This window comes from Pandoraea aquatica (assembly GCF_902459565.1).
In the GTDB taxonomy this organism is placed as follows: domain Bacteria; phylum Pseudomonadota; class Gammaproteobacteria; order Burkholderiales; family Burkholderiaceae; genus Pandoraea; species Pandoraea aquatica.
Genome location: NZ_CABPSN010000005.1, coordinates 430,845 through 442,715, shown reverse-complemented (window position 1 = coordinate 442,715; position 11,871 = coordinate 430,845). Strand labels below are relative to the sequence as shown.

Sequence of the window (11,871 nt, the reverse complement as noted above, 5' to 3'; positions counted from 1 at the left end):
GTGTGGAAGCGCAGTAATGCGTTAAGCTAACTGATACTAATTGCCCGTAAGGCTTGATCCTATAACCAGTGTGTTTTCCTGGTGTGAGTATCGCAATGTGCCGATACACTCACAACCCACAATATTTGTTGTACTACGCTTCTTCCGAATTGGTTTTGTTGGCCTAGCCAGCAGAACATACAAGTTAAGCCTGATGACCATAGCGAGTTGGAACCACCCCTTCCCATCCCGAACAGGACCGTGAAACGACTCCACGCCGATGATAGTGCGGATACCCGTGTGAAAGTAGGTAATCGTCAGGCTCCCCTAAAAAACCCCTTGCTACAACGTAGCAAGGGGTTTTTGCTTTGGGCCGGACACTTTGATGCCGGCCTCGAAGCACTGCTTACACCGTGCTAAGCCGCGACATGCACCTAGCAATGTGACATCGCTGTCTGTCTGCTAGCTTCGCTTTTCATCGGCGTCACAGAATCCAACTCGTCGTCCGCTTAAACCGCGCTTAGACAGTCGCTTACGAGGACGCGGACAGCTGCTCATTCTTCATAGGTGATCGGTACTGCCCCGCCGTAAGTCGTTCAATCGGGCTTGCAGCGCTTCTTATAGACAACGACGCGCTCCATTTCCGAGAACCCGAGTGCTTGGTGGATCGCCTGGGCGTCGGTATTGTTGATATCCGTGTCGGACGCGAACTCCACGCATCCGTGTGACAGACCCCATCGCTCAACTGACTTACACAAGGCTTTTGCCACACCATCACGGCGCGCGGAAGGGACCACGTAGATGCCCTCGAGAAAGACGACTGGGGATGTGTCGCAACCGTTGACGTAGTCGTGCCGTATCGATGCCTCTGCGAATCCGATGCCCTCTCCCGCCGCTGACTGCGCGATGAGGACTAGATGTCGTTCCGGTTGCGACAAAATGTCCTTCGTTTCTTGGTCATGCTCCTCAGTGCTGGCCTGAGGCCATAGCTTTTCCCTCAGCGAGCGCCAAGACGTCACGTCATTCAAGGCGATCTTTTTGATGTGGAACTGTGTACGTGTCATCGCTTAAGTACTCGTTGATCCAGACGAGCCAGCGTACACCCACGAGCGACACCCTTTCGCCCAAAACAAAACGCGCTACCCATCATCCGGGCAGCGCGTTTTTTATTTCGACGCAGAGCTAGCGTATCAGCCTCTTAACCCGCTGCGCCGGTCTCCGGAAACACCGGTTCGCCGAGGTTCAGCATCAGGCGGTTAGCCCACGCGAAGATGGCGATGGAGTGGATCAGATCGAGGATCTCGGCGTCGGTCAGGCCGACGTCGCGCAGCGCCTGCAATTGCGCCGGATGCACATCGCCCGGCGTCTCCGTCAGTGCAATCGAGAACTGCGCAATCGCCTTTTCACGATCGGTCGTCCCGGCTGTGCGCGGCTCGTCGAAGACTTCACGGATGACGTCGTTACGCTTGGCCAGTTGCTCGAATCGCTGCGCATGTACCGACGCGCAATACACGCATCCATTGATACGCGAGACGACCGTCGTCGACAGCTCGCGCTCAGCGCGCGGCATGCCACCCGGCGCGTACATGATGGCGTTAAACGCCGCGGAACGTTGACGAAGGATCTCGGGCTGATGCACGAGGAAGAGGTAATAATCCGACGTCTTAGCCTTCGGATGACTCTCTTCCAGCACCGCTACCTGGTCCGGCGTCGCCTTGTCGAGTTCGACCACATCGAGCCATGCGTCCCAGTCGAGCGACTCATTGGTAAATCCATGCGAACGGATGATGTCGCTCATGCCGTCACCTCCTGCGGAGCCAGTTGTTTGAGCGCTTGCAGTCCTGCAACCAGACGCGTCTGGTACGACAGGAACGCAATCAGTTGTGCCAGCGCGACGATGGCCGGCGTCGTCAATCCCGCGGCTGGCAGCTTGTGCAGCGCTGCCTTGTCTCCCGCCACCGGGTTCTCGATCAGCGTACGCGTGAACGTCAGAATCGCGCGCAGACGCGTATCCGTCACGTCGTCCGGCGACCCCGATTCGGCAGCCTTCAGGTGCGCCGGATCGACATCCTGCTTGCCCAACTCTGCGCGATAGTGCGCAGCGAGCGTGGGCGAGGGCGTCAGCCGGCTTGCGTACAGCCCGACGAGCAAGCGCTCTACGAGCGAGAGACCTTCGAGCGCCGGATCGAACAGCCCGTCGTAGCTACCTTGCGTGGCGACGGCCACCTTGTCGCGCGCATGACGCAACGTATGCGTGGCCGTCCCCGGCGTCAGACCCGCGACGCGGTCGACGAGATCGTTGGCGATGTCGTATTGAGTGTTGACGGTCATGATTGTCCTTGTGAATGAGCGCGCTCGGCCACAGCCTGCGCGAGGAACGCTTGCACCGCCGCCCACGAACGCTCGTCGGCGATCGCATTGGCGTCCGGCTCGCCGCCGCCGGTGCTGATCTTGCCTGAGACAGGATGGGCGTAGACGAGCTGTGTGGTCGGCACAAACGGGAACACGATGGCGTGTCCCGCCCGGTCGAAGTCGAGATGCTCGACGGCGTGCGGATGTGCATGCGCCGCGAGCCGCTCCGTTACCATCCGCGAATAGCGACTCGATGGCCACGAGCCATCGTCCTCTGCTGACAGCAACATCACCGGCCCCTGAATCTTCTCGACAGGGATGCGGGCGCGCTCGACCGCATCCGCGTCGTCGAGCGCCGTCAGCATGGCCTTGGCGTGACGATGGGGCGGTGGACCTTCGTCGAAGGGGGCCCACGACGCCGTCCGGTTGTTTTCCCAGATGTGCGGCAGCGGCTTGCCGTCGAGCAGCCAGGTTGGACCTTCCCGGCCGATGGCCGGATCGCATGCATTCTGCGCACTGTGGATCAGCGCGCTTGGCACATAGCCGATAACGGCCGAAACCGCGTCAGGGAACGTCGCGCCCAGCAGCAGCACCAGCTCGCCACCTCGCGATTGCCCCGAGAGCGCCACGAAGTCATGGGCCGGGCGCACCGTACGGCGAAACCAGTCCATGCCTTTCTTGAAGTACTCAAGCGGCGTATTGGAGATGTAGTCGGGCAGCCCTGGTCCCTTGAAGTAACCGAGGGCGAATGCCGCGTAACCATGCGACGCATACAGCGCAGCGCGCGGCTCGTTGATCCCGCCACCGGACCCGTTGAGGATCATGACGGCGGGATGCGGCCCGTCACCCGGCGGCAGATACAGCGTGCCGACGAGCCCGTCCTCACGCACATCGCGTCGCGTCACGCCTTCGGCGGCAAGCCGCTGCGTGAACGAGACCGATGAGTGCCGCGAGGCGTCCCCTTCCTGCGCAACCACCGTCGTCACCAGCGGCGCGATGACCGGTTGCGGGAAGACGTCGCGACTCTTGCCGTCCTCCGGCACTTGCGACCAGACGAGGCCCATCGCGGAGACGCCCTGATAGCTGCCGCTGACGGGCGCGTCGCGCGACACATCGACGGTACCGTCGGCATCGGCGACAAACGTGGCATGTGCATGCCAGACCACACCGCCCGCCCGCGCGGTGCGGGCGGTCAGCGTGACGTGCGCGCCGGGCGTCGCACCGCGCACCACGAGGTGACGCGGCACATCGATCAGCGCGTCGGCGGGCGTCGCGGTCAACGTCAGCGAGGACACCGGCGACGACGTCGACGCATCAGACACCGAGCCGGCAGATGAAGTAAGCGATGACGTCATAACGCGTCGACGCCTTACTTCGCGGCCTTGGTCACTTGCATCGCGACGGTGCGATCGCTCGTGAACGGCGTGACCTTCAGGCCCTTACGGGCGGCCCAGATGTTCTGGTAGTGGTACAGCGGGATCGTGCCGACGTCGTCCGTCTCGACCTTCACCGACTGACGCAGGATCGCTTCACGCTTGCCTTCGTCGAACTCGGCGGTCGAGGCGTCGAGTGCCTTGTCGATGGCCGGGTTGCTGTAGTGACCCCAGTTCGAAGCGCCCAGACCCTTCTTGGCATCGACGGTCGCCAGCACGTTCACGAGCGCGTAGCTCGCTTCGCCCGTGCCGTTACCCCATGCCAGCATCGTCATGGCGTACTCGTTCTTGTTCGCGCGGCTCGAATACACCGCCCAGGGCACCACTTCCACTTGCGTCTTCACGCCGATACGCGTCCAGAACTGCGCCACGGCCTGCGCCGTCTCCGGCCCTTGCGGGTAGCGGTCGTTCGGTACGTGCATCGTCAGCTTGAAGCCTTCCGGGAAGCCCGCCTCGGCCAGCAGCTTCTTGGCCTGCGCGGCGTCGAACGGAATGTCCTTCACGTCCGGGTTGTAGCCGAAGGTGTCCTTGGGCATCCACTGGTTGGCCACGCTGGCCGTGCCCTGCATGATGCGCGAGACGATGGCCTCACGGTTGATGGCGAGCGACAGCGCGCGACGCACACGCACGTCGAGCAGCGGGTTCTTCGCGAGCGGCTTGCCGGCGTTATCGGTGATGTACTGATTCGTGCCTTCACGGAACGTCGGTTGCAGCAGCATCACGCGCAGGCCTGGGTACGGATACACCGTCACGTTCGGCGCCTTCTTCAGACGCGGAATGTCCGACGCCGAGACCTTGTCGATCACGTCGACGTCACCGGCCAGCAGCGCGGCCGTACGCGCCGCACCGTTGTTGATGTAGCGATAGTCGACCTTCTCCCACTCCGACTTGCCGCCCCAGTAGTTGTCGTTGCGCACCATCTCCACGCGGTCGCCCGGCGTGTAGGAGACGTACTTGAACGGGCCGGTACCGACCATGGCGCGTCCGGCGTTGTAGTCGTCGGTGTTCGACTTCTCACCCACGTGCTTGCTGACGATATGCACCGACGCGAGGTTCAGCGGGAGGTCCGGGTTAGGGATCTTCGTCTTGACGACGAGCGTGAGCGGGTCCGGTGCGCTCATCGTGTCGATGGTGCGCAGGTAGCCGGCGAAGGTCGCCACGCTGCCCGGCACGTTACGTGCGCGCTGGTACGAATAGATGACGTCGGCCGCCGTGAACGCCTGACCGTCGTGCCACTTCACGTTCGGACGCAGCTTGAATTCCCACGTCTTCGAGTCGAGCGCCTTCCACGACACGGCGAGGCCCGGCTGGAGCTTGTTCCACTTGTTCTCGACGAGCAGATCCCAGAAGTGCAGATCCACCGAGCGGTCGCCCGCGTGGTTGTTCAGCTGCGGGTCGAGCGACGACAGCGGGTCGGCAAAGGCGATGCGCAGCGTCGATGAGTTGGCTTGTGCGGAGGCCGCTGCGCTCGTCACGAGCAGGGCAGCCGCCAGAGAGGACAACAAGAAGCGTTTCATTATCAATCGATCCTGGTCGTTGGTGATTCGTTAAGGTGAGTTGTCGGTGATCTGTCAGTGCGTTGTGTGTCAGTTGTCGTTCAGATGACACGCACTGACGTGATTGATGGCCACTCCGCGCAGCGTCGGCACCTCCGTGCGGCAACGCGGCATGGCGTGCGGACATCGCGGATGGAAGTGACATCCGCTCGGCGGCGCAATCGGGCTCGGGATTTCGCCGCGAATCGCGGAGAACGTCTTGTGACGCACGTCGATGCGCGGAATTTCGGCGAGCAGCGCCTGCGTGTACGGATGGTTCGGGCGGCGGAAGACTTCTTCGACCGGCGCGCTCTCGACGATGCGTCCGAGATACATGATCACCACGCGATCCGAGAGATGCTCGACCACGCCGAGGTCATGGCTGATGAACACGTATGTCAGACGCAGTTGTTCGCGCAGGTCCATGAACAGATTCAGAATCTGCGCCTGAATCGAGACGTCGAGCGCGGCGACCGCTTCGTCGCACACGAGCAGATCGGGATTCACTGCCAGCGCGCGGGCGATGCCGATACGCTGACGCTGCCCGCCGCTGAACTGATGCGGATAACGATGACGCAGCGCCGGATCGAGGCCCGCGCGTTGCAACTGCGCGCTCACGTAATCGTCGAACCCGGCGCGATCCGTCAGCCCGTGCACGAGCGCGCCTTCGCCGACGATGCGGTCGATGCGCAGTCGCGGGTTCAGACTGGCGTACGGATCCTGAAAGATCATCTGAATCTTCAGACGCGCATCGCGTTGCTCGTCGGCCGACAATGCCTCGGCCGGACGTCCGTGAATCTGCACTTCGCCGGAAGACGGTTTGAGCAATCCTGCGAGCATGCGTCCGAGCGTGGACTTGCCGCAGCCCGACTCGCCCACGAGACCGACGACTTCACCCGGCTTGACGATGAGATCGACGTTGTCGACCGCACGCACGACAGCGGGCGGATGCGCCAGACCGGCGCGCTCCAGCAGGCGTCCCGCCGGACCGACGTGACGCTCGCCGAAGCGCTTGCTCACCCCGCGCAGCGCCACGATAGGCGCAGGCAGCGTGGCGCTGGGGCTGACCGATTTGCCGAATCCGGCGGTGGCCGGCTGACTTTGCGGCAGCGGCGTGTTCATACCATCTCCTTTTGCAGCGCTGCGCCCGGGTGGAAGCAACGCACGAGGCGGCCCGGCGACGTTTGCGTCATCTCGGGACGCTCGCCGCAGACCGCCGTCGCATACGCGCAGCGCGACGCGAATGCGCATCCCGCCGGCATGTTCGTCAGATTCGGCGTCATGCCGGGGATCTGCCGCAGACGCTGGCCGCGTTTGTTCAGACTCGGCAGGCTGCCGATGAGACCCGCGGTGTATGGGTGTTGCGGTGCGTCGAGGACGGCGTCGACCGCGCCCTGTTCGACGATGCGTCCGGCGTACATCACAGCGAGCGTATCGGCCAGGCCTGCGACGACCGACAGATCGTGCGTAATCCAGATGAGCGCGGTGCCGTTCTGACGCGCCAGCTTCTGCACTTCAGAGAGGATCTGCGCCTGAATCGTGACGTCGAGCGCCGTGGTCGGTTCGTCCGCAATGATCAGATCCGGGCGGTGCAGCATAGCGATGGCAATCGCCACGCGTTGACGCATGCCGCCCGAGAGTTGATGCGGATACGCGCGCAGACGTTCGTCCGGGCTGGGAATGCCCATCATGCCGAGCGTGTCGCGTGCAAGATCGCGCGCCTGCGACTTCGACATCTTCTGATGCGCGCGTACCGCCTCGATCATCTGCACGTCGACGCGCAGCACGGGGTTGAGCGTCATCATCGGGTCCTGAAAGATCATCGCGATGCGATTGCCTTGCAGGTGACGCAATTCGGCGGCGGACATCTTGGTGAGGTCGCGCCCCTGGAACAGCACTTCGCCGCCGACGATGCGGCCCGGTGCATCGACGAGTCCCATGATCGAGAAACCCGTCACCGACTTGCCCGAGCCGGACTCGCCGACGAGCCCCATGATGTGACCCGGCGGCAGCGAGAACGAGACGTCGTCCACGGCGGGAAGCGTACCGGCGCGCGTGATGAACTGCGTGCGCAGATGACGCACTTCCAGCGTGAGCGGTGCGCTGGTGGACGAGGGGGATGAAGTCACTGCGCCGCTCATTTCTGCAACCTTGGATTGAACACGTCGCGCAGGCGGTCGCCCACGAGATTGATGGCGACGACGGTGACGAGCAACGCCAACCCCGGATACAGACTGATCCAGTAGTCGCCGGAGAGCATCGTCTGATAGCCATTGGCGATGAGCAGGCCGAGCGACGGCTCCGTCACCGGCACACCGAGTCCGAGGAACGACAGCGTGGCTTCGAGCGTGATGGCGCGCGCCACTTGCAACGAGCCGACGACGATCAGCGGCGGCAGGCAGTTCGGCAGAATGTGACCGAGCACGATGCGCCAGTTCGGAATCGCCTGGCAACGCGCGGCTTCGACATACTCGCGACGTGACTCGACCAGCGCCTGTCCCCGCGCGGTGCGCGCGAAGTAGGCCCATTCGAGCACGACGAGCGTGAGCACCACGTTGCCGATGCCTTTGCCCACGTAGGCGAGGATCATCAGCGCGACGAGAATCGACGGGAACGACAGCAGCAGGTCGACCAGACGCATGATGAACGCATCGACACGTCCGCCGGCGTAGGCGGCGATCAGGCCGAGGATCGTGCCGAGAATACCGGCGACGAGTGCCGAGCCGATGCCCACGCCCAGACTGATACGCAGCCCGTAGATGATGCCGGAGAGCAGGTCGCGCCCCTGACCGTCGGTGCCGAGCCAGTACGTGTACGTGGCAGCACCGTTGGCGGTGCCGGGCGGCAGACGCGCATCCATCACGTCGAGCTGTCCGAGGTCGTACGGATTCTGCGGCGAGATCCACGGTGCGGCGAGGGCGGCGACCACCAGCACCACCAGCACGACGAGGCCGAGCACGGCGCTCTTCGAGCGCAGGAATTCGCGCAGGCCCTGCTGCCAGGGCGATTCGCGACGCATCGGCACCGGCTCAGGTGTGAGCACTGGCGACGGGGTCGCGTTGGGAGACGAATTGAGCGACATCAGGCAGCGGCCTCCACGCGCACACGCGGATCGAGCCACTTGTAGAGCACGTCCACGATCAGGTTGAGCGATACGAACAGGCACACCACGACGATGAGATACGCCACGATCACAGGGCGGTCGAGCGCGTTGATGCTGTCGAGAATGAGCTTGCCCGCGCCAGGCCATGCGAACACGCTTTCCGTCACGACCGCGAAGGCGATGGTCGAACCGAATTCGAGACCCAGCACCGTCACCAGCGGGATCAGCGTGTTACGCAGCACGTGCACGAGCACGACCCGCAGCGGCGACAAGCCCTTGGCGCGCGCGAACTTCACGTAGTCCTGCGGCAGCACTTCGGACACCCCGGCGCGCGTCAGACGCAGCACCAGCGAAATCTTGAACAGCGCCAGATTGAGCGCGGGCAGAATCAGGTGACGCAGCCCGTCGATGGTGAGGAACGACCACTGCACGCCGAACAGACTCGCCGTCTCGCCACGACCGCTCGCCGGCAGCACGCCCAGATGCACCGAGAAGAACATGATGAGCATCAGACCGACCCAGAACGTCGGCAACGAGAAGCCCACGATGCTGCCCGTCATCAACAGCTTCGAGATCGGGTTGCGCGGGTAGAGACCGGCGAACAGACCCAGCGGAATGCCGATGAACACCGCGAGGATGAGCGCGGCGAACGCGAGTTCGAGCGTCGCAGGCAGGCGTTGCAGAATCAACTGGATCGCCGGGACGTTGTACACGTAGCTATTACCCAACTCGCCGTGCAGCGCACCGGCGATGAACGACAGGTACTGACGCCACAACGGCTGGTCGAGGCCGAGCTGCGCGATGATGCGGGCGCGGTCGATCTGGTCGACGTCCTGACCGATCAGGATGTCGATCGGATTGCCGATTGCGTGCAGGCCGACGAACACGATCAGCGTCATCAGCCACACCACTAACACCGCTTGCAGTACGCGGCGCAGAATCCATGCGGTCATGATGCGAGACGCTCCTTGTCCGAGGGCGCAGTCGCGGCAACGGCAGTCACCTCGGCCGGCGGCGGCGCGGGCGTCCATTCGTCGCCATACACTTCCGGCTCCTCATACGCCTCCATGTTGGCGTAATGGTGCTCGACGTCTTCACGATAGAACGTGCCCGCCAGCCCTTGCGCGAGACGCTTCGCGCCTTCGCTCACGGCCGGGATGTCGCCCGACAGCGCGCCGTGCGAGAGCGTGGCCGGTGCGCAGAAGCAGTGGATGCGCTCCAGACCCGGGCATGTGCCCGGCGTCTTCTCCTGAAACTCGAACGTCGGGCCGAGATCTGGGGAGTCCGACAGCTCGACGTCTTCGTCACCGGCTGCCGGGGTGTAGCGGTCGCTCCACTTGCGCACGAACTTCGAGAAGGCGGCGAACTCGGGGCGGCCGTCGATATCGATGCGGAACCCCGTCGCGAAGACGAGGAAGTCGAGCACGAACGTGCCTTTGGCCGTGCGCACGTGCAGTTCGTCGCCCACCGGGGTGACGTCGAGAATAGGTGCACCGAGGTTAAAGCGTGCGTTGTCGTGACGCGAGACACGCAACGTGCTGCCTCGCGGCGGCGGCACCTGCTGCACGTTGACGTAGTGACGGATACGCCACTTCCAGTCGTCCGGCAGATTGACGTGACCGTGCGTGAGACCCGGATTGCCCGCGCCCTTGCCCTTGTTGACGCGCGGAATGTCCGCACGGCGAATCAGCATGTCGACGCTGGCCGCACCCGCTTCGAGCGCGGTGGCGGCGCTGTCCATGGCCGAGGCCCCCGCCCCGATCACGCCGACGCGCTTGCCGCGCAGCGTGGCGTAATCCATCACGTCGGACGAATGCGCGTAGAAGCGGCGCGGCAACTCGCGTGCAAAGCCGGGGACGGTCGGGCCACCGAGGCCATCGCGTCCCGTCGCAAGCACCACATGGCGTGCGTAGACCTTGCGATCGCCTTCGGGCGACGTCACCGACAGCTCGACCAGACCGTCTTCGCCGCGCGGTGTGATGGCGGCGATGCGATGGTCGTTACGCACGTCGATGGCGAGTACGTCGCGATACCAGCGCAGATAGTCCATCCATTGCAGACGCGGGATCTTGTCGAGGGCGTCCCAGGCGTCGATGCCGAACTGGGCTTCGAACCATGCGCGGAAGGTGAGGGCGGGCAAGCCGAGCGCCGGGCCGGTGAGCTGCTTGGGCGAGCGCAGGGTTTCCATGCGCGCGGTCGTGGCCCACGGACCTTCGAAGCCGCGCGGCGACTGATCGAAGATCACGGCGCCCACACCGAGGTGCGTGAGCGACGTCGCGGCCGCCAGCCCGGCCATGCCGCCGCCGATGATGGCGACGTCGAGCACAGGCTGACCATTGAACGAGCGCTCGGGTACCCAGCGCTTGGCAGGCAATTCGAGCCAGGCGAGGTCCTGACGCAGACGCGCTTCGAGCGCGGACAGGCCGGTGGCGGCGGTCGGGGTGGTCGTGGACAGGGTCATGACGACTGAGCTTCCTTGGGAGCGGGCAAGTCGCCGTAGAGCGACTGCAATACTTGAGCGTGTTCGGTGGCGGCGCGTTGCACGAAATCGGGCAGCAGCGCACGGGCGGCGTCGGCCAGCGCATCGACGAGGGCGAGGGCTGCCGGGGACGGCGCACGGGCGTCACGCGTGATGACGCCGAAGAAGAACGGAATGTCGGCGTCGATGGGCCGCACAGCAACGTCGGCCAGCGGCAGGCCGTAAGCCGTGACCGGCTCGAGAACGGCCACGCCGAGGCCAGCGCGCACGGCGGTCATCGCATTGATCGACGCATTCGTCTCGATGAGACCGGCCGGTGCGACACCCGCCTGCGAGAACGCCTGATCGAGACGACGGCGCAGACGGTACGGATTCTGCATGGTGATGATGCGGCGCCCGGCGCACTCGGCCAGCGGCAGACGTGCATGACGGGCCAGCGGGTCGTCGCTGCGCACGGCGGCCACGCAGGCCGATTCGCCGATCCAGTGCACGACGATGCCGCGATGCTCCAGCGGCAGGCTGGTCACGCCGATGTCGGCCGCGCCCGTGAGCACGGCGTGCACGACCTGCTCGGGCGACGTGCTGCGCATCTGAATCTGTTGAGCGTCGTGGGCGAGGCCCGGCAATGCGAGCGCGGCGGGCACCAATCCGGCGGCCAGCGCCGACGTGGCGGCAACGTGCAACGGGCGGGTCTGGCCGCGCGCGATCTCGTCGGCGCGGGCGCGAATCTGCTGCAAGCCGGCGAGCACGTGTTCGACGTCTTCAAACAGAAGAAAGCCTTGTTCCGTGGGCGTGACGCGGGGGCCGCTGCGCGTGAACAGGGCGTAGCCGATCTCGGCTTCGAGCTCCTGAATCATGCGGGTGATGGCAGGTTGCGAGCGCCCGAGCAAACGCCCGGCAGCAGTGATGCTGCCGGTCGACATGACCGCCGCGAAGGCTTCGAGTTGGCGTAATTCCATCTGGCTCGGTGTGGGGATGAGAACGGAGCGC

Annotated in this window: 9 protein-coding genes, 1 rRNA gene and 1 pseudogene; 1 reads left to right on the top strand and 10 read right to left on the bottom strand. The window is 64.3% G+C overall.

Features of this window, described 5'->3' with window-relative positions; translation table 11 throughout:
- Positions 1-189: 189 nt before the first annotated feature.
- Positions 190-302, top strand: a 5S ribosomal RNA gene (gene rrf / locus PAQ31011_RS19040).
- A gap of 273 nt (positions 303-575) precedes the next feature.
- On the opposite strand, the gene aac(6') is transcribed toward rrf, so the two are convergent.
- The 10 genes and pseudogenes from aac(6') to PAQ31011_RS18985 all read right to left on the bottom strand — a co-directional run bounded on the left by aac(6') (position 576) and on the right by PAQ31011_RS18985 (position 11,840).
- Complete coding sequence (gene aac(6'), locus PAQ31011_RS19035; protein WP_150577274.1) at positions 576-1,043, bottom strand: aminoglycoside 6'-N-acetyltransferase; 468 nt, start codon at positions 1,041-1,043, stop codon at positions 576-578.
- Between the two features lie 134 nt (positions 1,044-1,177).
- Positions 1,178-2,310 (bottom strand): annotated as a pseudogene (locus PAQ31011_RS27020) (CMD domain-containing protein).
- Positions 2,307-3,686: an acyl-CoA thioesterase/bile acid-CoA:amino acid N-acyltransferase family protein gene (locus tag PAQ31011_RS19020; RefSeq protein ID WP_246179657.1), complete on the bottom strand. Its 1,380-nt coding sequence runs from the start codon at positions 3,684-3,686 to the stop codon at positions 2,307-2,309. Before PAQ31011_RS19020 ends, PAQ31011_RS27020 begins: the two are co-directional and overlap by 4 nt.
- A 14-nt stretch (positions 3,687-3,700) precedes the next feature.
- The gene (locus tag PAQ31011_RS19015; RefSeq protein WP_150577271.1) at positions 3,701-5,281 is read right to left on the bottom strand and encodes an ABC transporter substrate-binding protein; all 1,581 of its coding nucleotides are present in this window, start codon (positions 5,279-5,281) and stop codon (positions 3,701-3,703) included.
- 69 nt (positions 5,282-5,350) lie between these two features.
- Entirely contained in the window at positions 5,351-6,349 is a 999-nt protein-coding gene (locus PAQ31011_RS19010; RefSeq protein WP_150577305.1) for an ABC transporter ATP-binding protein, read from the bottom strand.
- A gap of 68 nt (positions 6,350-6,417) precedes the next feature.
- Entirely contained in the window at positions 6,418-7,428 is a 1,011-nt protein-coding gene (locus PAQ31011_RS19005; RefSeq protein WP_246179656.1) for an ABC transporter ATP-binding protein, read from the bottom strand.
- A gap of 8 nt (positions 7,429-7,436) precedes the next feature.
- Entirely contained in the window at positions 7,437-8,318 is an 882-nt protein-coding gene (locus PAQ31011_RS19000; RefSeq protein ID WP_425495120.1) for an ABC transporter permease, read from the bottom strand.
- A gap of 62 nt (positions 8,319-8,380) precedes the next feature.
- Positions 8,381-9,355, bottom strand: a complete 975-nt coding sequence (locus PAQ31011_RS18995) for an ABC transporter permease (RefSeq protein WP_150577268.1) — start codon at positions 9,353-9,355, stop codon at positions 8,381-8,383.
- Complete coding sequence (locus tag PAQ31011_RS18990) at positions 9,352-10,863, bottom strand: flavin-containing monooxygenase (protein ID WP_150577267.1); 1,512 nt, start codon at positions 10,861-10,863, stop codon at positions 9,352-9,354. Before PAQ31011_RS18990 ends, PAQ31011_RS18995 begins: the two co-directional genes overlap by 4 nt.
- Complete coding sequence (locus PAQ31011_RS18985; protein WP_150577266.1) at positions 10,860-11,840, bottom strand: LysR family transcriptional regulator; 981 nt, start codon at positions 11,838-11,840, stop codon at positions 10,860-10,862. The genes PAQ31011_RS18990 and PAQ31011_RS18985 overlap by 4 nt, the downstream gene beginning before the upstream one ends.
- Positions 11,841-11,871 lie beyond the last annotated feature (31 nt).

Coding starts and splice junctions, on each gene's coding strand:
- PAQ31011_RS18995 (WP_150577268.1), bottom strand. CDS start 9,355: ATGACCGCATGGATTCTGCGCCGCGTACTGCAAGCGGTGTTAGTGGTG.
- PAQ31011_RS19020 (WP_246179657.1), bottom strand. CDS start 3,686: ATGACGTCATCGCTTACTTCATCTGCCGGCTCGGTGTCTGATGCGTCG.
- PAQ31011_RS19000 (WP_425495120.1), bottom strand. CDS start 8,318: ATGCGTCGCGAATCGCCCTGGCAGCAGGGCCTGCGCGAATTCCTGCGC.
- PAQ31011_RS18990 (WP_150577267.1), bottom strand. CDS start 10,863: ATGACCCTGTCCACGACCACCCCGACCGCCGCCACCGGCCTGTCCGCG.
- PAQ31011_RS19015 (WP_150577271.1), bottom strand. CDS start 5,281: ATGAAACGCTTCTTGTTGTCCTCTCTGGCGGCTGCCCTGCTCGTGACG.
- PAQ31011_RS18985 (WP_150577266.1), bottom strand. CDS start 11,840: ATGGAATTACGCCAACTCGAAGCCTTCGCGGCGGTCATGTCGACCGGC.